General features: G+C 68.8%; 17 protein-coding genes. 12 read left to right on the top strand and 5 right to left on the bottom strand.

Features of this window, described 5'->3' with window-relative positions; translation table 11 throughout:
- Nucleotide 1 precedes the first annotated feature (1 nt).
- From AADJ02_RS04525 to AADJ02_RS04510, 4 genes are all read left to right on the top strand, one after another.
- Nucleotides 2-982: a glycosyltransferase family 2 protein gene (locus AADJ02_RS04525; RefSeq protein ID WP_341211789.1), complete on the top strand. Its 981-nt coding sequence runs from the start codon at nt 2-4 to the stop codon at nt 980-982.
- Complete coding sequence (locus AADJ02_RS04520) at nt 979-5,577, top strand: MupA/Atu3671 family FMN-dependent luciferase-like monooxygenase (RefSeq protein WP_341211788.1); 4,599 nt, start codon at nt 979-981, stop codon at nt 5,575-5,577. Before AADJ02_RS04525 ends, AADJ02_RS04520 begins: the two co-directional genes overlap by 4 nt.
- Nucleotides 5,570-6,301: a 4'-phosphopantetheinyl transferase superfamily protein gene (locus tag AADJ02_RS04515; protein WP_341211787.1), complete on the top strand. Its 732-nt coding sequence runs from the start codon at nt 5,570-5,572 to the stop codon at nt 6,299-6,301. Before AADJ02_RS04520 ends, AADJ02_RS04515 begins: the two co-directional genes overlap by 8 nt.
- Before the next feature lie 73 nt (nt 6,302-6,374).
- The gene (locus AADJ02_RS04510; protein WP_341211786.1) at nt 6,375-7,640 is read left to right on the top strand and encodes a Wzz/FepE/Etk N-terminal domain-containing protein; all 1,266 of its coding nucleotides are present in this window, start codon (nt 6,375-6,377) and stop codon (nt 7,638-7,640) included.
- A gap of 22 nt (nt 7,641-7,662) precedes the next feature.
- On the opposite strand, the gene AADJ02_RS04505 is transcribed toward AADJ02_RS04510, so the two are convergent.
- From AADJ02_RS04505 to AADJ02_RS04485, 5 genes are all read right to left on the bottom strand, one after another.
- The gene (locus AADJ02_RS04505) at nt 7,663-8,598 is read right to left on the bottom strand and encodes a CpsD/CapB family tyrosine-protein kinase (RefSeq protein WP_341211785.1); all 936 of its coding nucleotides are present in this window, start codon (nt 8,596-8,598) and stop codon (nt 7,663-7,665) included.
- A 95-nt stretch (nt 8,599-8,693) separates the two neighbouring features.
- The gene (locus tag AADJ02_RS04500; protein WP_341211784.1) at nt 8,694-9,668 is read right to left on the bottom strand and encodes a glycosyltransferase; all 975 of its coding nucleotides are present in this window, start codon (nt 9,666-9,668) and stop codon (nt 8,694-8,696) included.
- A complete protein-coding gene (locus AADJ02_RS04495; protein WP_341211783.1) occupies nt 9,665-10,906 on the bottom strand; it encodes a glycosyltransferase family 4 protein in 1,242 nt (413 codons plus the stop codon). The genes AADJ02_RS04500 and AADJ02_RS04495 overlap by 4 nt, the downstream gene beginning before the upstream one ends.
- Complete coding sequence (locus AADJ02_RS04490) at nt 10,903-11,832, bottom strand: NAD(P)-dependent oxidoreductase (protein WP_341211833.1); 930 nt, start codon at nt 11,830-11,832, stop codon at nt 10,903-10,905. Before AADJ02_RS04490 ends, AADJ02_RS04495 begins: the two co-directional genes overlap by 4 nt.
- Nucleotides 11,829-12,941, bottom strand: coding sequence for a Gfo/Idh/MocA family oxidoreductase (locus tag AADJ02_RS04485; RefSeq protein ID WP_341211782.1), 1,113 nt, complete (start codon nt 12,939-12,941; stop codon nt 11,829-11,831). Before AADJ02_RS04485 ends, AADJ02_RS04490 begins: the two co-directional genes overlap by 4 nt.
- Before the next feature lie 243 nt (nt 12,942-13,184).
- Between AADJ02_RS04485 and AADJ02_RS04480 the strand changes: the two genes are divergently transcribed.
- From AADJ02_RS04480 to uvrC, 8 genes are all read left to right on the top strand, one after another.
- Nucleotides 13,185-13,937, top strand: coding sequence for a WecB/TagA/CpsF family glycosyltransferase (locus AADJ02_RS04480; RefSeq protein WP_341211781.1), 753 nt, complete (start codon nt 13,185-13,187; stop codon nt 13,935-13,937).
- A 113-nt stretch (nt 13,938-14,050) separates the two neighbouring features.
- The gene (locus AADJ02_RS04475; protein WP_341211780.1) at nt 14,051-14,980 is read left to right on the top strand and encodes an ABC transporter ATP-binding protein; all 930 of its coding nucleotides are present in this window, start codon (nt 14,051-14,053) and stop codon (nt 14,978-14,980) included.
- Entirely contained in the window at nt 14,977-15,738 is a 762-nt protein-coding gene (locus tag AADJ02_RS04470) for an ABC transporter permease (RefSeq protein ID WP_341211779.1), read from the top strand. Before AADJ02_RS04475 ends, AADJ02_RS04470 begins: the two co-directional genes overlap by 4 nt.
- A gap of 37 nt (nt 15,739-15,775) precedes the next feature.
- Nucleotides 15,776-16,570 (top strand): S49 family peptidase, encoded by a 795-nt coding sequence (locus AADJ02_RS04465; protein ID WP_341211778.1) that lies wholly within the window; start codon nt 15,776-15,778, stop codon nt 16,568-16,570.
- A gap of 1 nt (nt 16,571) precedes the next feature.
- Entirely contained in the window at nt 16,572-16,751 is a 180-nt protein-coding gene (locus AADJ02_RS04460; RefSeq protein WP_341211777.1) for a hypothetical protein, read from the top strand.
- A complete protein-coding gene (locus AADJ02_RS04455; RefSeq protein WP_341211776.1) occupies nt 16,751-17,692 on the top strand; it encodes a calcium/sodium antiporter in 942 nt (313 codons plus the stop codon). Before AADJ02_RS04460 ends, AADJ02_RS04455 begins: the two co-directional genes overlap by 1 nt.
- Nucleotides 17,689-18,471 carry an SDR family oxidoreductase gene (locus AADJ02_RS04450; RefSeq protein WP_341211775.1) on the top strand — a complete coding sequence of 261 codons (783 nt, stop codon included), beginning with the start codon at nt 17,689-17,691 and terminating at the stop codon, nt 18,469-18,471. Before AADJ02_RS04455 ends, AADJ02_RS04450 begins: the two co-directional genes overlap by 4 nt.
- Nucleotides 18,472-18,764: 293 nt before the next feature.
- Nucleotides 18,765-20,648 (top strand): excinuclease ABC subunit UvrC, encoded by a 1,884-nt coding sequence (uvrC, locus tag AADJ02_RS04445; protein WP_341211774.1) that lies wholly within the window; start codon nt 18,765-18,767, stop codon nt 20,646-20,648.
- The last annotated feature ends 53 nt before the right edge of the window (nt 20,649-20,701 follow it).

Below are 20,701 nucleotides of genomic sequence, written 5' to 3'. Positions count from 1 at the left end.
CATGAGCAGACTGCTGACGGTAATCCTGAACTGGCGCACGCCGGAGATGACGCTGCGCGCCACCGAAAGCGCTCTTGTAGCGATGCAGGGGATCGAGGGCGGCATCGTGATCGTCGACAATGACTCAGGCGACGGCTCCGAGGCGATGCTGCGCGAGGCGGTCGAGACGCGCGGCTGGGGGTCACGGGTGCGGGTCGTGCAATCGGGGCACAACGGCGGCTTCGGCGCGGGCAACAACGTCGGAATCGCCGCTGGTCTGTCAGACGGCGGTCGGGCGGATTTCGTCTATATCCTGAACTCCGACGCCTTTCCGAAGAAGGCGGCGATCCGGGCGCTGCTGGCGCATCTACAAGCGCATCCCGCCGCCGGTCTGGCGGGCAGCCTGATCGAGGACCCCGACGGCACGCAGCACATGGCGGCCTTTCGGTTTCCGTCGCTGCTGTCCGAGATCGAGGGGCCGATGCGCTTTGGCCCGGTGACGCGGATACTGTCGCGTCACAGCGTCTGGATGGGGGTTCCCGAACGCACGGGGCCGGTCGACTGGGTGGCCGGGGCGAGCCTGATGATCCGCAACGAACTGCTCGACGCGATCGGCGGATTCGACGAAACCTTCTTTCTCTATTTCGAGGAAACCGACCTGTGCCGCCGCGCCCGAAAGGCCGGGTTCGAGACGCATTTCGTGCGCGAAAGCGTGGTGCTGCACATCGGCTCGGTGTCGACCGGCCTGAGCGAATGGCGCCGCGTGCCGGATTACTGGTTCGCCTCGCGCCGTCATTATTTCCGCAAGCATCATGGCGCGCTGGGGGCTGCGGCGGCGACGATGCTGCACATGGGGGCCGGTGGGCTGCACCGCCTCCGTTGCCTCATGACGCGCCGCGATCCCGGCGATCCGCCGCGGTTCCTGCGCGACATGGCCTGGTTCGAGCTGCGCCAGTACCGACGCACGGGGGCGTCTGGCCGATCCGGACATCATCCCGCATGAACACGACTCTGGCCCTCATCGGCGACACCGTCCTGACGCTCGAGACGGCGCGGATGGCGCGCGGTGCGGGGCTGCATCTGGCGTTGATCATCACCCGTTCTGCCCCGCTGCGGGCGCTGGCCGCCGAAGAAGGGATCGCGTTGCTCGATCCCGACCGGTTGGAGGATCTGCCCGGAGGGATCGACTGGCTCCTCAGTGCAGGCAACCTCGATGTGCTGCCCGCAGCCGTTCTGGAGCGGTTCGCGCGGGGTGCGATCAACTTTCACGACGGGCCCTTGCCGGAACGGGTGGGGCGCAACGTGCCGGTCTGGGCGCTGCTCGACGGGGCGCGCCGCCATGCCATCACCTGGCACCTGATGACGCCGGGGGTCGATGCGGGCGACATTCTCGTGCGGCGCGGCTTTGACGTCGCAGGGGATGCGACCGCGCGCAGCCTCAACGCGCTGTGCTTCGCCGCCGCGATCGAAAGCCTGCCCGAGGTGTTCGAACAGATGCAGCATGGGCTGCGGCGACGCCCGCAGCCTGCTGCGCCGGGGCAGGTCCACCGCGCCGCCGACCGACCGGCGGCCGATGCGCTGATCGACGGGCGCGGGCCGGTCGCACAGGCCTGGCGCCTTGTGCACGCGCTCGATCATGGGGCGCATCCCAATCCGCTGTGCTGCCCCAAGATCGCGGGCCCGCGCGGGCCGGTGCTGGTGCGGCATGCCGAAATGCTCGAGGCGACCCAGCCGTCCGAGGCGCCGGGCATGTTGCGCGCCGTGTCGGCCGAGGCGATGGATCTCGTGTTCGAAGACGGGGTGCTGCGCCTGTCCGGGCTGTGTCGCCCGGATGGCTCCGCCTGCCCCCCGGAGGCGCTGCCCAGCGCCGGTGACCGACTGCCCGAGACCGGCCCGGCAGAGGCACTGACGCTGCGCATGGCGCAGGCGGCGCGCGCCGAGCCGGATTGGCGGGCGCGTCTCGAAGCTCTTCGCCCGCACCGTCTGCCGGGTCTGCTGCGTAACGGCGGGCCAGAGGGCGAGACCACAGGGGGCATGGGCGACAGCCGAACCCTCGAAAGCGACCACGCGCCAGACCGACTTATTGCCGCTTGGGCGCTCATGGCGGCGCGGCTGTCGGGCGGTGCGGCCGATATTACCCTGATGCTGCCGCCCGAGACAGAACCCGTGGCCGGGCATGTTTCCGACTGGGTGCCGCTGCGCGTGGTCATCGATCCGCGGGAGGATCTGGCCGCGCTGGCGAGCCGGATCGGCGCGCAATGCGCGGCGCTGCGCGGGCAGGGGGGATTTGCCGCCGATCTGCCTGCCCGGTTGGGCATGCCGCTCGCTATGCCGGCCTTCGCGTTGGGCGAGGCCTGTCCCGAGGGCGCGACGGTCGCGCTCGACCCCGAGACCGGACAACTCCATGCCGCACCGGGGGCCTTGATGCCCGGTGCGCTCGATCTTCTGGCGGAACGTCTCGCTGTCCTGCTCGACGCCGACGCGGCGCAGCCCGGCGGAGCCATGTCGGTGCTGCCCGCGCTCGGCCTGACTGAGCGACATCTCGTGCTCGAGGCGTGGAACGCGACGGATGGCGTGATCCCCGAGGGCACCATCGACACCGCCATCGCGCACCATGCCGCCGAAAATCCCGGCGCCACCGCGTTGATCTGTGGCGATGAGCGGTTGAGCCACGCCGAACTCGACGCCCGCGCCAACCGCATGGCGCGGGTGCTGCGCGACATGGGGGCCGGTCCGGGTCAGCGTATCGGGCTGCACCTGCGCCGCTCGGCGGGCATGGTGGTCGCGGCGCTCGCGGTGCTCAAGACTGGCGCGGCCTATGTGCCGCTCGATCCGTCCTATCCGCCCGAGCGTCTGGCGCTCTATCTCGAAGACAGCGACGCCGCTCTGGTGATCAGCGATGCGGGCGGGGCCTCGGCCCTGCCACAGCGGGCGGCACGGGTGCTGCATCTCGATGATCCGCGCATCGCACAGGCAGCGTCCACCCCCCTCGCTCCTCGCGCCACGCCCGAGGATCTGGCCTATCTGATTTTCACCTCCGGCTCGACCGGCCGCCCCAAAGGGGTGATGATCGAGCACCGGCACGTGATGAATTTCTTTGCCGCGATGGACGCCCGGGTGCCGCATGCCCCCGGTGACGTGCTGCTGGCGGTGACATCGATCTCCTTCGATATCTCGGTGCTCGAGCTGTTCTGGACCCTCTCGCGCGGGTTGACGGTGGTGATCCAAGGCGAGGCGGAGCGTCTGCTTACCTCGTCGGGTGCGCAGGCGCGTACGGCGGGCCCATCGCTGAGCCTGTTCTACTGGGGCCACGAGGACGGCGACGGGGCGGATTACCGGCTGTTGATGGAAGGCGCGCGCTTTGCCGATGCGCATGGCTTCGAGGCGGTCTGGACGCCCGAGCGGCATTTCCATGGCTTTGGCGCGGCCTATCCCAACCCGGCGGTGACCGGGGCCGCGGTCGCTGCCGTCACCTCGCGTGTGGCAATCCGGGCGGGCAGCTGCGTCGCGCCGCTGCATCACCCGGCGCGCATCGCCGAGGATTGGGCCGTGGTCGACCGGCTCTCGGGCGGACGTGCGGGGTTGGCGATGGCGGCGGGCTGGCAACCGGGCGACTTCGTGCTGCGCCCCGAAAACGCGCCCCCCGACAACCGCACCGCCTTGCGTGACAGCATCGACGCGGTGCGCAAGCTCTGGCGCGGCGAGGCCGTGGCGTTCCCGCGCGCCGACGGCAGCCTGCAGGAGGTGGTGACGCGCCCCCGCCCGGTGAGCGCCGAGCTGCCGCTGTGGCTCACCATTGCGGGCAACCCGGAGAGCTGGCGCGAGGCGGGCCGTATCGGGGCCAACGTGCTCACCCATCTTCTGGGGCAAAGCGTCGAGGATCTCGGGGCGCGCATCGCCGATTGGCGCGCGGCGCTGGCCGAAGCGGGGCACGATCCGGCGAATTTCCGGGTGACGGTGATGCTGCACGCCTATCTCGACGAGACCCGCGAGGCGGCGCGCGAGGCCGCACGGGGACCGATGAAGGCCTATTTGCGCTCGGCTGCCGGTCTCATCGCCAGCCATGCGGCGGCCTTTCCCGCGATCCGGCGCGGCGCCGACGGGGCGATCGACCCCGACGCGCTGACCCCCGATGAAATGGAGGCCGTGCTCGATCACGCCTTCGAGCGGTACTTCGAGGACCAAGGCCTCTTTGGCACGGTCAGGGACGGTGCGGCGCGGCTGGCGCAGCTGCGCGCGGCGGGGGCCGACGAGATCGCCTGCCTGATCGACTTCGGCATCGCGCCCGAGCGGGTGCTGGCCGCCCTGCCGCGGCTCGCGGCGCTGAATGATGCGCTTGCCGCCGCACCTGTCGCCGAGGATGCCTCGATCGCGGCGCAGATCCATCGCCACGGCGTGACGCATCTGCAGTGCACCCCGTCGATGGCCCGAATGCTCGTGGCCGACGAGGTGAGCCGCGCGGCGCTGGGCCGGCTGTCGCGGCTGCTGCTGGGCGGCGAAGCCCTGCCTGCCGCGCTGGCCGAGGATCTGCGCGCCGCAGGTGTCAGCCATCTCGAGAACATGTACGGCCCCACCGAGACGACGATCTGGTCCACCACCCGGCAAGTGACGCCGGAGGCCCCGGCCGCCGTGATCGGCACGCCGATCCTGAACACCCGGACTTATGTGCTCGACGACGCGATGACGCCGCTCCCCGTGGGGGTGGAAGGAGAGCTGTGGATCGGCGGGGCAGGGGTGGCGCGGGGCTACTGGGCCCGACCGGACCTGACGGCGGAGCGGTTTCGCGCGGATCCGTTCCGGCCCGGTGAGCGGATCTACCGCACCGGCGATCTCGCGCGCTGGCGGGCGGATGGCACGCTCGAATATCTCGGTCGTGCCGACAGCCAGGTGAAGCTGCGCGGTCATCGGATCGAGCTGGGCGAGATCGAGGCGGCCCTCGATGCGGTGTCGGGGTTTGGTCCTTGCGTGGTCGTGCTGCGCGAGGATGCCCCCGGCGACGCGCGGCTCGTGGCCTATCTCGAAACCGATGCGGCCATCGACGAGGGGGCGCTGCGCGCGTCGCTGACGACGCGGCTGCCCGCGATCATGGTGCCCGCCCGGATCGTGGCGCTGCCGCGGTTTCCGCTGACCCCTAACCGCAAGACGGACCGCGCGGCGATGCCGCCCCCCGCGCGGCGTTCCGCCTCCGCATCGCGCCCCATCGATGCCACGCGCGCGCGCGCCAAGGCGGCCTCCGTGGTTTCCGCTTCGCCCATCGTCAAGGCCGGGACAGCGGCCCCGGCCATCGCGGCGATCTGGCGCGAGCTTCTGGGCACGCAGGACATCGGGCCAAACGATAGCTTCTTCGATCTAGGGGGGCATTCGCTCCTTGCGGTGCGTGCACACCGCGAGATCCGCGACAGGCTCGGTGTCACCGGATTGCAGATCACTGACATCTTCGGACTTCCGCGCCTGTCAGACCTCGCAGCACGGATCGAGGCCGATCTGACGCCGGAACCAATGGTACCGCCCATGGCCGCGCTCACCGCCGCCGGGCAGCGCGAGGAGATGATGGCCCGCCGCCGCGCGCTGCGGGCCCGGCGCACCGGGCATGTCTGAGATCGCGGATTGGATCGAGGCGTGGGGCGGGCCCGAGGCCGCGGCCTGCGCGGTGCCGATCGGGGCAGGCGGGGCGCTGGCTCCCCATGAGATCCCGGCGATGGCGCACGCCATCCCTTCCCGCCGTGCCGAGTTCGCCGCCGGGCGCGACGCGGCCCGCCGGGCGATGCGTCGGCTCGGGCTTCCGGCCATGGCAGTCCCGATGCGCCCCGACCGCGCACCGCTCTGGCCCGAGGGGCTATGCGGCAGCATCAGCCACGACGCGGATCTGGCGGTCGCGGTGGTGCGGCGAGGCGCGGGGGCACTGGGCCTCGATATCGAACCCGCGACGCCGCTCGATCCCGCGCTTTGGAGCGAGATCGCAAGCACCGATGAGATCGGACAACCCGTGCCGGGGGTCAGCCCGGGCCAGGTCGCCCGGCTGGTCTTTGCCGCCAAGGAGGCTGCCTACAAGGCGCAGTATCCTGCGAGCGGCCGCGTGCTGGGCTTCGAGGCGATGCGGATCGAGATCGTGGGTGACGGGCTTGTGGCGCGGTTACGGATGGCGGTCGGTCCCTATGCGGTCGGCACCGCGTTTCGAGGGGCTTGGGCCATCATTGACGGGCGCTTTGTCGTGATGATCGAGGCCCCGTCGATCAATGATGAGGCAGACCTTGGTTTCAAGCTGCGCAACACTGAGTTGACCCACCCGACCGGCATGGTCAGCCGAACCGTGATGCGCTAATTGTGGCTTGGGTGTGGCGGCAATGGGACCGGCGCGGTTGGCGATGGCCACCGGCGCGCAACGGGAGTCGTTGATGGAATATCTTTCCTCGCTGCGCGATCTACGCGGTGCGTTGCGCCGACGGGCTTGGGCGATCCTGCTGGTCTGCCTGCTCGGAATTCCCTTCGTGCTATGGTTCGCCCTGACCCGGCCGCCGTCCTACGAGGCGACGGCGGTGATCCAGATCGAAACGCCGCTGGTCGACGCGGGCGGTGACGCCGCCGCGGTCGCGGACACGCAGCTCGACCTCATCGAGCAGAAGATCATGGCGCGCGATCGTCTTCTGACGCTGGCTGAAAGGTTCGAACTCTTCGCCGAACTGCCGCCCTCCGAACGGCTGACCCAGATGCGCAGGGCGATCGAGATCACCAAGCTCGTCGATCCGGCGCTGGCCTGGCGGCCCGAAACCGTGCCCTCGGGGCTGGCGATCACCGTCGAGGTCGGCGAACGACAGGTCGCGGCCGATCTCGCCAACGCGCTTCTCGATGAAATCGTTGCCGCCGCGCAGAGCCGTCGCGAGGGGCGCACCGAGCGCACGCTGGCGTTCTTCGAGGCCGAGGAAGCCCGGCTCGGCGACGAGCTGGGCGCGCTCGAGGCCGAATTCGCCCGGTTCCAGGAAGAGAACTTCGATTCGCTGCCCTCCAGCGTTGCGGTGCAGCGTGATCAGCTGTCGCGGCTTGTGGCCCAGCGCATCGATCTCGAACAGCAGGTCATCGCCTTCGAGACCAGTTCGGACCGGCTGCGCGACGACGAGACGACGCGTCGCCGGTCGCTACTCGAACAGCAACGGCGGCTGATCTCGGACAACATCCAAAGCATCGAGGCCGCCCTTGCCGCAGCGCCCGAGACCGAACGGCGCTACAATGACTTCGCTCGCCGCCGCGATCAGCTTCAGCAGGCTTTGGCGGCGGTGACGGTCCGTCGCACCGAGGCCGCCATGGCGCAGCTGCTCGAGAGCCGGGATGAAACCACGCGCTTCGAGATCCTCGAAAAAGCGGTGCCGCCCGATTATTCTTCCTCCTCCTCGCGCAGCAAGATCGCGGCCGCCGGAGGGGTGGGGGTGCTGCTTGCGGCGCTGGCGCTGGCGCTGTCGCTCGAGGTGGTGAACCCGCAGATCCGCACGGCGGCGCAGCTGGAACGTGCCTTGGGCGTGCGCGCGGTGGTTGTGATCCCCGAGATCGACCGGCGGCAGGCGCGCCGACGTGCGCGCCGCGTACGCCGCCGTGAGGCGAAGATGTTCTCGCGTCAGTGGGAGCGTGTTCGGCGGCTGCGGGGCTGGTGGCGGCAGGCCCCCGCCTGAGGTCTCGACCCGGCCCGGCGGATCAGCCGGTGCCCGAGGCGTGTTCCTCTTCGGCCCGGTTGAGGACCATCCCGAGAATTGGCTTGTCGTCACCGATGCGGCGCACCGCCTCGCGGATCTGCTCGGCGCTGTTGCGCCCGCCGCCGACCACCATCAGCACGCAGTCATAGCGCTGGCGGAATGCGGTGACATCGTCATGGCTGAGGGCCGGTGGCAGGTCGAACAGCACCGCATCGGGAGCGAGCTCCTCCTGCATCTGGTCGAGCACCATGCCAGCCTTGGGGTCCTGCAGCAGTTCGGCGGGATAGGTCTCGACCTTGTCGTTGAGGCCGACCGCGAGGCCGCCTATGCCGAGCAGGTTCTGCCCGAGCCGTTGCAGATGCGTACCGCTCGATGTGACGCCGCGAATCCAGTCCGAGATCGGGCCGGGGGCGGGCAGGCCCAGCACCTCCGACAGCCCCGGCGCGCGCATGTCGAAATCGAGCAGCACCGTGCGCCGGTTCTCATAGCGCGACAGCGCGATGGCAAGGTTGGCGGCGGTAAAGGTTTTGCCGCAGCCGCGCGTGGGCGAGGTGATCGCCACCCGTTTCCAGCCATGTTCATCGAGCGCCTGTAACAGCCGCGTGCGCAGCAGATCGAAGGCGGCGTGGGCCGGATCGCGGCGGCTTGCCGTAATGACGAGGTTGCTTTCGAGGGTCGCCTCATCGACCGGGATGCGGCGCAGGCTGCCCCACAGGTCGTGCAACTGCGGCAACAAGGCTTCTTCGTTGCCAAGCACGGCGGCGCGCAATGCGCGCGTGGTGGCATCGGGCTGCACCGGCTCGGTCTGCCGTACGGGCGCCTTCGACACGTCCGGCGGTGCGTCCTGCGGCTCGAGGGCTGCGACCCGGTCGAGAATCGCGGCGCGCGCGCCTGCGTCCAGACGTCTGCGCCCGTCCCGTCTGCTGCGTTCGCTCATCGTTACCGATCCTCGTCACCCGCTCAACAGGGCCTAGAATAGCCCGGAAAGTGGGGCGGGAATAAGCCTCGATCGCAGCTCTGCGCGGCCGCGCTTCATCTGTATTCGATAAGCCGCATTTCGCCTCCACGCAGGCGGCGCAGGCGGTAGGTGATCATGCCTTGGGCATTGGGCAACTTGGACAGCGTCAGGAGCGCTGCCAGCCCGGCCGCCCGCCGCGCATCCTGTCCCTCGCGGCGCAGCATGCGCGTGCTGCGCGCCCAACTCGCGGCATAGAGCATCAGCGCGCCCAAGGGCACGGCCGGGCCAAGCGCGGCCCCTCCCAGAATCGCCCCCATCGGCAGCGCCATCCCCCAGGCGCGGACCCGGCGACGCTCGGCCGCGAAATGGCCCGGATGACGGTCGCCCACTTCGGCAAAGCCGTGGCCCGCGCGCACCGAGCGCCGCCACCATTGGCCCAGCCGCGTCATCGCCATGTCGTGACGGGTCATGATCCGTGGCAGGCGGTGCACCCGCAGGCCTTCCGCGCGCACCCGCAGGCACAGGTCTTCGTCTTCCGAGCAGATGATTGCCCCGTCAAAGCCGCCCAAGGCCTCGAACTGCGCCGCGCGCAGCATCATGTCGCCGCCGCAAGCCGGGATGTCGCCCGGCGGTCGGTGCCATTCCCATTCGGCCATGGCATTGTAGAGCGTGGCCTCGGGGGCCAGTTCGGTGCGCCAGCCGGTGACGATGCCGATGCCCGGATCTGCGGCCAGGGCCGCCGCGCCGGTCGCGAGCCAGCCCGGATCGAGAGCGCAATCGCCGTCGATGAACTGCACCACCTCGGGCAAGCCCGCCTCGCGCAGCGCGGCAAAGCCCGCGTTGCGGGCGCGGGCGGCGGTGAAAGGGGCATTGGCGTCGAGCTCGACCACCCGCGCGCCAGCGGCGCGCGCGATCGCGAGGCTGTCGTCGGTCGAGCCCGAGTCCACGTAGACCACGGATGCGCCCGTGCCCGCGAGCGAGGCCAGACAGCGCTTCAGCCGCGCGCCCTCGTTGCGGCCGATTGCGACGACTCCGATCCGCGCGCTCATGCGGCGGGCTCGGGGCGGATCGGCCCGCCGGGGCCGTGGCGCAGCAAGCTGAGCAGGCGCGCGGCCTCTCGCTCGGCGTCGAATCCCGCGATGACCGCCGCGCGCCCATGCGCCCCCATCGCCGCGCGCTGCGTCGCGTCACCGGCAAGCGCGGCGATCGCCGACGCCAGCGGTGCCTGGGCACCGGGCGGCACCAGCAGGCCGGACCGGTGGTCCTCGACCAGCTCGGACACGCCGCCGACCCGGGTGGCGATCACCGGCCGCGCCGCCGCCATCGCCTCCATCAGGACCACCGGTACGCCTTCGGCAAAGGACGGCAGCACCAGCACGCCGGTATTCCGCAGGGCGCGCGCCACCTCGGCCTGACCTTGGTAGCCGTGAAAGCGCACCGCCTCTGCCAGCCCCAGATCGCGCGCCAGCGCCTCCAGCGCACCGCGCGCCTCGCCATCGCCGATCAGGTCGAGGGTGAGAGCGGGACGTGTCTCGCGCGCCTGCGCCAGCGCATGCAGCAGCACCGCGACGCCCTTGACCGCCGAGAGACGGCCCACGAAGAGCAGGCGGTCGTCCGGCGCGGCAGGGGCCTCGGCGTAGCGCGCGGGATCGACGCCGCAATGCACCACGTGCAGCTTGGGCCAATGCGCGGGGTCCGAGAACAGCATCGCTTGCGCGCGCGCGAAATCGGAAATGCAGGCGACAAAGCGGGCACGGGCGATCTTTTCGCCCAAAGCCCAGTGCTCGGGCGCAAAGAAGATGTCGGGGCCATGCAGGGTGAAGCTGTGCGGCACGCCCGACGCCTCCGAGGCAAGCATCGCCACCGTGCCCGAGGATTTGGCGATGTGGTTGTGCAGATGGGTGATGCCACGCGCCTTCATGCGGTTCGCCAGCACCAGCGCCTCGCCGAAATAGACGAGGTTGTAGATGCGGCCCTTGAGGCCCTTGGGTGCGGTGCGCCAAGCCAGCGCCAATGCGCGGGCAAAGCGGCGGGGGTGGCGCAGCGCCGAGAGCTTGGCCCGGGTCATGCGCCACGGGTGGAGTGCTGTCTCCAGCAGGTGGAACGTGGCGGCGGCCTCGGCGCGCTGCTCGGGGCCGACGTGGTGCGAAGGGTCGGTGCGCCGCACCGAAGCCGTCTCCACCGTCACGCCGAGGCCGCGCAGCGCCGCGACTTCGCGTTGGATAAAGGTGTCGGTGGCGCGGGGGTATTCGCCGGTGAGCCACATCACCGGGCCGGGCGCGCTCATGCCATGCCCCGCGCGTCTGCCATCGCCGCTTCGAACCCGGCCTCGGCCTTGAACCCCAGCGCGTGGGCGCGGGCGTTGGCATAGCGCAGCGGCATCAGCCGCGCGCGCAGGGTCTCGCGGCGCAAGAGGCCGGGCAGGCGGGAGCCGAGCGGGGCCAGCATCCCGGCGGCTGCGTCAAAGCCGCGCCATCCCAGCGGCAGGCCGCGCCGTCCCAGCGCCGAAAGATAGCGCGCCCGGTCGGGCCGGTCGTCGTCGAGCGCGTGGATCACTTCCAAAGCCTCCGCCTGCGGTGTCGTGGCGGCAAGCACGAGGATCTGCGCCGCATGCCGCAGCCAGCACAGCGGTAGCTCGCCCGCATGGCGCGGCCCAAGCGTGAGCGGCCCGAGCGACAGCCCCATATGCCCGTTCCATAACCGGCCCGGACCGAAGATCGCGCCGGGCCGCACGATCCGCAGCGGCACGCCGTGGCGCGCGGCGATCTCCCGGGCGTCGCGCTCTTGCGCGATCTTGGCGCGGGCATAGGCATCCCGCGTCTCCGGGTGCTGTTCCATCGGCGTGGTCTCGTCCACGAGGTCGAGGGGCGCGAGGTCTTGCGTCCCCAACACCGAGATCGAACTGACCAGCACCAGCCGCGCCCCGGCCTGCGCCGCACGTTCCAGCAGCGCGGCACTCGGGGCCACGGTGGCCTGCATCTGCGCCGCGTCGTCGCCATCCATGCGCGCGGCGGCGTGGATCACCGTCGCGACGCCGTCGCAGGTGGGGATGCCGCGCTCGAGATCGGCGCGGACCACCTCGATACCGGGATCGGCGGCCCATTCGGGCGGCACCGCGCCACGCAGGATCGCCCGCACCGGATGGCCGGCGGCCCGCGCGCGGGCCACCACGGCGCGGCCCAGAAACCCGCCCGCGCCGGTAATGGCGATCACAGCGCCCAAGGCATCGGCTCCATCGGATCGCAGCGTGTCGTCATCTCGCGCACCGCGCCCTCTTGAATGGCCAGCGTCACCTCGGTCAGATGCAGCGCATAGGCGCCTGCGAGCCGACTTTCGCGGCCCTGCGAAATGGCGTCGAGCATCTCGATAGGGCCCAGCGCGAAATCCATCTTCGCGGCCCCGCGCCGTCCGGGCTTGGACTGATGCGCGCCCTTGAGCGAGACATCGCGCACCAGCGGGCTCTCCAACAGGCGGCGGCGCAGGCGCATCCGGCGGCGGTAGCGCACGGGGGCGTGGTTGTCCCAGGCCCGGGCTACCTCGATCACGCCCTCATCGCCGATCACCCGCAGCCTATGATCATGCGGGGCCGCGATCGAGCAGGTGAGCCGCGCCACGGGGCCGCTTTCGAAAAACAGCGCCGCCACCGAGAAATCCGGCGCCGCGCGGCGCACGCCCGGCTTGTCGGGGATCACCTCGGCCGCCGCCGCGACCACCCGCGCCACGGGGCCGAAATGCGCGATGAGCCACGACAGCCAGTAGCCCGCATGCTCCAGCGTGCAGCCGGTGGCGAACTCGTCCTCGGCGGGCCATGGCGCGCCGCTCTCGCTGGCCCAGCTGTGATAAGGTGCGCGGGGCACAAAGCCGTCGTCGAGCTCGGCATATATCAGTCGCGGCGGGCCGCCCACGCCCATGCGCAGCGCCCGGCCAAGGCCCTGGGCCGATTGCGACAGCACAGAGGAGGGGGCGGTGGCCAGCTGCAGCCCGCGCGCGCGGGCAAGGTCGTGCAACTCGCGCGCGGTCTCCATGTCGGTGACCATCGGCTTTTCCGACCAGACGTGACGGCTCGCTCTCAGGCAGCCACGGGTGATCGCGGCGTGGCTCTTGGGGTTGGTGAGGTTCAGCACCAGCCCGTCATGCGGCAGGGCGGCGCAAGCGGCGGCGGCATCGGGCAGTGGCGTCAGGCCCCAGTGCGCGCAGAAAGCGGCCTGTCGCGCAGCATCGCGGTCATGGGCGCCCAGCACGCGGATTCGGGGATGAGCCTTGAAGCTGCGCATGTAGAGGTCGGCGACATAGCCGCAGCCGATAAGGGACACTTCGCTCATTCGTCGCTTTCGACCTCCTTCGACAGAACCGGACCGTCTATCGGCGCTGCCGACACTACGGGTTGTATACCTTTGCTTCGGTTCGCCATTCCGCAGCGTAAGTAGCGGTCATCCTCATTTTCGCCTAGAATATCCGTAGGCTGGGAACATCGGCGCGTCCATGGTCTGGAACTTGGGATTTGGTCCGCAGCGCGCGGTGAGGCTTCGCGGCAAATGATATCGAGACGAGGTTCGATAAGAGCGATGGAATTCCGTTTCGGTATCGGAGCGGTCCGGGTCAATGTGACCGGGCAGGCCGCTTTGTTGAGCGACGTCGCGGATCGCTTCAGGCGCGATGAAGGTTTCGCTCTGGCCACACTCAATCTCGACCATCTCGTGAAGCTGCGCCGCGACCGGGGCTTCTTCGAGGCCTATGTGCGCCACGAGTTGATCACGGCCGATGGCAACCCAGTGGTCTGGCTGTCGCGTCTGGCAGGGCGTGAAGTGGCGCTCTTGCCCGGGGCCGACCTGATCGTGCCACTGGCGCGCGAGGCGGTGCAACAGGACGTGGCATTGGCCTTCATCGGCGGGACCACCGAAAGCCTCGCTCGCGCGGCCAAGGCTCTGCAGCAGCTTGTACCGGGGCTGCGGGTCGCGGCCCGAATCGCGCCGACGATGGGTTTCGACCCGAACGGCGCGGAGGCCAAGGCGGCGCTCGATGCCGTGGCCGAAAGCGGCGCGGGCCTCGTGTTTCTCGCGCTTGGCGCGCCCAAGCAGGAGCAGCTTGCCGCGCGGGGACGGGATCTGCATCCCGGCATGGGCTTCGTGTCGATCGGTGCAGGGCTCGATTTCCTTGCAGGTTCGCAACGCCGCGCGCCGCGCCTCGTGCGCCGGTTGGCGCTCGAATGGTTGTGGCGGGCGGGCTCGGATCCGGCGCGGCTCGCCGGGCGCTACGTGCGCTGCGCGGCGATCCTGCCGGGCCATGCGCTCCGGGCCTGGCGGATGCGCCACGACTGATCGGTTCCCGAGACTGGTGTGTGCGTTGGCGCGCGGAGATCGGCCGCGGGCGGGGTTTCGCAGGGGGCGGGCCAGAGCTATCGTCGCCACGATCCCTAGAAAGGCGCTTCCAGATGCCCCCCATCGTGTCGGTCCGTGACCTGACCAAGACCTATTCGGGTGGCTTCACCGCCCTCGACCACGTCTCAATCGACATCGAAGAGGGCGAGATCATCGCGCTTCTCGGCCCCAACGGCGCGGGCAAGACCACGCTCATTTCCACCGTCTGCGGCATCACCATGCCCTCTGGCGGCGTGGTCGAGGTCGGTGGCCACGACGTGGTGCGCGACTGGCGCCGCGCGCGCGACCTGATCGGTCTGGTGCCGCAGGAGATCGCGCTTGAGCCGTTCTCGACCGTGTGGAACAACGTGCGCTTTACCCGCGGCCTCTTCGATCGCCCGCGCGACGACGCCTATCTCGAGCGATTGCTGCGCGACCTGTCGCTGTGGGACAAGAAGGGCGCCAAGGTGATGGAGCTTTCGGGCGGCATGAAGCGCCGGGTACTGATCGCCAAGGCGCTGAGCCATGGCCCGCGCGTGCTGTTTCTCGACGAACCGACGGCGGGTGTCGACGTGGAGTTGCGCCGCGACATGTGGCGCGTGGTCGAACGGCTGCGCGGCGAGGGGGTCACGATCATTCTCACCACCCACTACATCGAGGAAGCCGAGGCCATCGCCGACCGGATCGGCGTGATCTCCAAAGGTCGGATCATGCTGGTCGAGCGTACCGAGGATCTGATGGCCCGATTGGGTCGCAAGGAGCTTCGGATCGAGCTGGCCGAGCCGGTGGCCGAACTGCCCGAGCGCCTGAGGCGCGACGGTTTGGTGCGAAGCGAGGACGGCACGGCCCTGATCTACACCTACGACACCCGTGCCAATCAGACCGGTATCACCTCGCTGTTGTCGGACCTGCGCGAGGCAGGGCTGCATCTTGCGGATCTCTCCACCAGCAATTCCAGCCTCGAGGAGATCTTCGTGGGTCTCGTGAAGGAGGACGCGGCATGAACCTCGGCGCCGTATCCGCGATCTACAAGGCCGAGATGGCCCGCTTCTTTCGCACGCTGCTGCAGAGCTTCATCTCGCCCGTCATCTCGACCTCGCTCTACTTCGTGGTCTTCGGCTCGGCCATCGGCAGCCGCATGGATCAGGTCGAGGGGGTTGATTACGCGGCCTTCATCATTCCCGGACTGATCATGCTCTCGGTGATGACACAGGCCACCTCGAACGCCAGCTTTGCGATCTATTTTCCGAAGTTCATCGGGACGATGTACGAATACCTCTCGGCCCCGCTCAGCTTTCTGGAGGTGACGCTCGGCTTCGTCGGGGCGGCGGCGACCAAGGCGCTGTTCATCGGTCTCGTGATCCTGGCCACCTCGTTCCTCTTCGTGGATTTCACGATCCAGCACCCTCTGGCGATGCTGGCCTTCCTGCTGCTGACCTGCATCAGCTTTGCGCTCTTGGGATTCATCATCGGCATCTGGGCCAAGAACTTCGAACAGCTGCAGCTGATCCCGCTTTTGATCATCACGCCGCTGGTGTTCCTCGGCGGCAGTTTCTACTCGATCTCGATGCTGCCCCCGGCTTGGCAGATCGTCACCCGGTTCAATCCTGTAGTTTATCTGATCTCGGGCTTTCGCTGGTCGTTCTTCGGGCAGGCCGACGTGTCGATCGCGGTGAGCCTCGCGGCGATCAGCCTGTTCACGGCGATCTGCCTCGGGGTCATCTGGCTTATTTTCCGCACTGGCTGGCGCATTCGCTCGTGATCTTGTGATGGGGTGATGTGGGGCCTAGATGTCAGCCATGATGAATTGGCTGCCGTTTCGCCCCAAGGGCCCCGTCGTTTCCGTCATCCGCCTTCAGGGCGCCATCGGCATCGCCGGTCGCGGCCTTGATGACGCGGGCACTGCCGCGATGATCGAAAAGGCGTTCAAGCGCGGCAAGCCCGCCGCCGTCGCCATCGAGATCAACTCGCCCGGCGGCTCGCCGGTGCAATCCTCGCTGATCGCCGCGCGCATCCGCAGGCTCGCGGAGGAAAAGAGCGTGCCGGTCATCGCCTTCGTCGAGGATGTGGCGGCCTCGGGTGGCTACTGGCTGGCCAGCGCCGCCGACGAGATCTTCGTGGATCGCGGCTCGATCATGGGCTCGATCGGGGTCATCTCGGCCGGTTTCGGCGCGCATGAGATGATCGCGCGGCACGGCGTCGAACGCCGGGTGCATACCGCTGGCAGATCCAAGAGCTTTCTCGACCCGTTTCGCCCCGAAAAGCCCGAAGACGTGGCGCGGCTCGAACGCTGGCTCGGGGAAATGCACGATTATTTCATCGATCATGTGAAGACACGGCGCGGCGCGAAGCTCGCGGACGATCCGAGTCTCTTCACCGGGGAGATCTGGATCGGCGCGCGCGCGGTCGAGAAAGGCCTCGCCGACGGGGTCGGTCATCTGGTGCCGGTGCTCAAGGCGCGCTTTGGAGACAAGATGCGGCTGCGCCGCTATGCCAAGCGCCGTCCACTTCTGAGCCGCTTTGGTGCAGCGCTAGCGGGCGAGACGATGGGGGCCATCGAAGAGCGCGCCGGCTTTGCCCGTTTCGGGCTCTGAGATGCTGATCAAGATCGTCACGCTATTTCTGGTGGGCATGATCGTGCTCGCCATGTTCGGAAAACTGCGGCTTCCGAAGCCCCGCGGCCCCAAGGGCCTGCTGGGTCGGGGCCGCTGCGTCGCCTGCGGGCGACCGAGGATAGGCAAGGGGCCGTGCCCCTGTGGAAAGGACAAGCTTTGATGGACTGGCTGATGGTGGCGGCGGGACTCGTGCTCCTCGTCTTCGCGGGGGATGCTCTGGTGAAGGGGGCGGTGAACCTTGCCCTGCGACTGGGCATTCCGGCGTTGATCGTGTCGTTGACGGTCGTGGCCTTCGGCACCTCCGCGCCGGAGCTTCTGGTGTCGGTCGACGCGATTCTCGACGGCGCACCAGGCATCGCTCTGGGCAACGTGGTGGGCTCCAACGTCGCCAACGTGCTTTTGGTCCTCGGCATTCCCGCGCTGATCACGACGCTGCACGCGAGCGGCGGGTCCGACACGCGGTCGAGCTTTTTGCAGATGATGGGCGCCACGGTGCTGTTCATGGCGCTGGCCTTTACTGGCGTGCTGGGCTGGGGCTCGGGGCTGGTGCTGCTGTCGGCGCTGGCGGCAATGCTGATCTATGCCGCCCGCGCGGCGCGAAAGCATCGTCGGGGTACCATCGATGAGGAAGAGGTCGAGGGTGCCGATCCCAAGATGCGCGGCTGGAAGATCGCGGTCTATCTCTTGGCCGGTCTGATCGGTTTGCCGGTGGGTGCGGACCTGCTGGTGACGGGGGCGGTGTCCATTGCCGAGGCGATGGGCATCTCGCAGACCGCGATCGGCCTGACCCTCGTGGCGATCGGCACCTCTCTACCGGAGCTTGCAACGACCGTCATGGCCGCTATCCGTCGTCAAGCCGACGTGGCGATGGGCAACGTGATTGGATCGAACATGTTCAACCTTCTTGGAATCCTCGGAGTGGCGAGCCTCGTGGGGCCGATCCCCGTGGGAGCCGATTTCCTCGGCTTCGATCTGTGGGTGATGCTGGCGGCCTCGCTGCTGCTGGTGCCCTTCGTCTACTGGGGCCGCGACGTGACCCGCGGCTGGGGCGTGGCGCTGACCGCGCTTTACGTCGCCTACGGCGTGTCGGTGCTGGCATGAAGGCGCGCGCGCTCGTCACCGGCGCTGGCACGCGTCTGGGCCGCGCCATGGCGCTCGATCTCGGGGCGCGCGGCTTCGACGTGATCGTGCATTACAACACCTCGCAGGGCCCTGCCGAGGAGGTCGTGGCCGAGATCCGCGCCATGGGTCGCGTGTCCCACGCGCTAGGCGCGGACCTGCTCGACGAGGCGGCGGTGCAGGGCCTGATCCCGCGCGCGACCGAGGCCTTGGGCGGGCCGATCACCTGCCTTGTCAACTCGGCCTCGATCTTCGAATACGACAGCATCGACAGCGGCACCCGCGACAGCTGGGACCGCGCGATGGAGAGCAACCTGCGCGCGCCCGTCGTGCTGACGCAACACGTGGCCCAAGGGATCACCGAGCCTGCCCGCGACGCGCGCGGCGAGCCGGTGGCCCAAGGCCTTGTGGTCAACATCATCGACCAAAGGGTGCGCAAGCTCACCCCTGACTTCATGTCCTACACCATCGCCAAGATGGGGCTCTGGGCCTTCACCCGCACCGCGGCACAGGCGCTGGCGCCACGGCTGCGGGTCAATGCCATCGGTCCCGGTCCGACCCTGCAGGGCGCCAACCAGTCCGACGACCATTACGCGGCACAGCGCGCCAACACGGTGCTGCAGCGCGGCTCCAACCCCGAGGACATCTGCGCGGCGCTGGGCTACTTCCTCGATGCGCCGGGCGTCACGGGGCAGCTCTTGTGCGTCGACGGCGGCCAGCATCTGGGCTGGCAGACCCCGGATATCCAGGGCCACAACTGATCTTGCCCGCAGCCCTGCCCACAGGCTCATCCACCTGTTCGTCCACCGGGGCTGTGCGCAATCTGTCCCAAACCGGGTTGGGGATGAAATCTTTGCGAACCGGGTCGGTTTGCGTAAGGAAAACAGGAGTATAGGCATTGCCTAATAATTGGGCATACCCATCAACTCCCTGACTCTCCACACAAAATCCCCGCCGTCCCGACCCTGCCCACATCCTTATCCCCAGAACCGGTGGACAGCTTTGCACATGGGCTCGGGACAACTAGATTGCAGGTCCAGCGCCTGATGCCGATATGGACCGCATGACCGACACCAAGACCGACACGCCACGGACCCCTCTCACCGGCCACGAGCTGATCCGGTCGCAGCTGCGGCTGATCGACGGCTCGCCCGGCGTCTACCGGATGCTCGATGCCGAAAGCCGGGTGCTCTACGTCGGCAAGGCGCGCAACCTGCGCGCGCGGGTGTCGAGCTATGCGCGGCCCACGGGCCATTCGGGCCGGATCGCGCGGATGATCCGCGAAACCGCGTCGATGATGTTCCTCACCACGCGGACCGAGACCGAGGCGCTGCTCCTCGAGCAGAACCTCATCAAGCAGCTCAAGCCGCGCTACAATGTGCTTTTGCGCGACGACAAGTCATTCCCGAACATCCATATCTCGGCGCATGAGTTCCCGCAGATCGGCAAGCATCGCGGCGCACGCAAGGGCGCGGGGCAGTTCTTCGGGCCATTCGCCAGCGCGGGGGCCGTGAACCGTACACTGAACCAGTTGCAGCGCGCGTTCTTGCTGCGCAATTGCACGGATTCGGTGTTCGAGGGCCGCACGCGCCCCTGCCTGCTGCACCAGATCAAGCGATGCTCCGCGCCCTGCACCGGCGAAATCAGCGCCGGGGATTATGCCGCGAGCGTCAACGACGCAGTGCGCTTTCTGTCCGGCAAATCGACGCAGGTGCAGGAGGTGCTGGGCCGCCAGATGGCCGAGGCGTCGGAGGCGATGGAGTTCGAGCGCGCCGCCGCCCTGCGCGACCGGATCCGGGCGCTGACGCAGGTGCAGACGGCCCAAGGCATCAACCCGCGCGGCGTGTCGGAGGCCGACGTCATCGCACTGCACGTCGAGGGGGGGCAGGCCTGCGTGCAGGTGTTCTTCATCCGTGGCAACCAGAACTGGGGCAACCGCGACTACTATCCCCGCGTCTCCGGCGAAGAAGACCCTTCGGAGGTCATGCAGGCCTTCGTCGGCCAGTTCTATGCCGATCGCGAGCCACCGCGGCAGCTGATCCTGAGCCACGGTCTCGACGATCCGGACCTGATGGTCGAGGCTCTGAGCGAGGCGCTTGGTCGGCGGGTCGAGATCGTCGTGCCGCAGCGGGGCGAAAAGGCCGAACTGGTCGAAGGTGCTGCGCGCAACGCGCGCGAAAGCCTTGCGCGCAAGATGAGCGAGACGGCGACGCAAGGAAAGCTGCTGCGAGGGCTGGCCGAGGCCTTCGGTCTCGACGCGCCGCCACGCCGGATCGAGGTCTACGACAACAGCCATATCATGGGCACCGATGCGGTCGGCGGCATGATCGTTGCCGGGGCCGAGGGGTTCGAGAAAAGCCAATACCGCAAGTTCAACATCAAGGGCACCGAGATCACGCCGGGCGACGACTTCGGCATGATGAAGGAGGTGCTGACGCGCCGCTTCGCGCGGCTCCTCAAGGAAGATCCGAACCGCGAGAGCCCGGCCTGGCCCGACCTTCTGCTGATCGACGGCGGCGCGGGGCAGGTGAGCGCGGTGCAGGAGATCCTCGACGAACTGGGTGTCGACGACGTGGCGATGATCGGCGTCGCCAAAGGCGTGGACCGCGATCACGGCAAGGAGGAATTCCACCGCACCGGCATGCGGCCCTTCGCCCTGCCGCGCAACGATCCCGTCCTCTACTTTGTGCAGCGGCTGCGCGACGAGGCACACCGCTTTGCCATCGGCACCCACCGCGCCAAGCGCGCCAAGGCCGTGGGCGCCACGCCGCTCGACGAGATCGCGGGTGTCGGCGCCACGCGCAAGCGCGCGCTGCTGGCGCATTTCGGCTCGGCCAAGGCGGTGAGCCGCGCCAACCTCGCCGATCTCAAGGTGGTGCAGGGCATCTCGGAAAGTCTGGCCGAGAAGATCTACGGTCATTTTCACGAGCAAGGCTGAGGCCGGGCGGGCCACTTTGCTCTTGAAATACTCCTGCCGGAGGCGGACCGCCG

It is taken from the genome of uncultured Limimaricola sp. (assembly GCF_964022235.1).
Lineage (GTDB): Bacteria > Pseudomonadota > Alphaproteobacteria > Rhodobacterales > Rhodobacteraceae > Limimaricola.
Note: the sequence above shows the minus strand (reverse complement) of the source record. Positions and strands in the feature narration are given on the sequence as shown.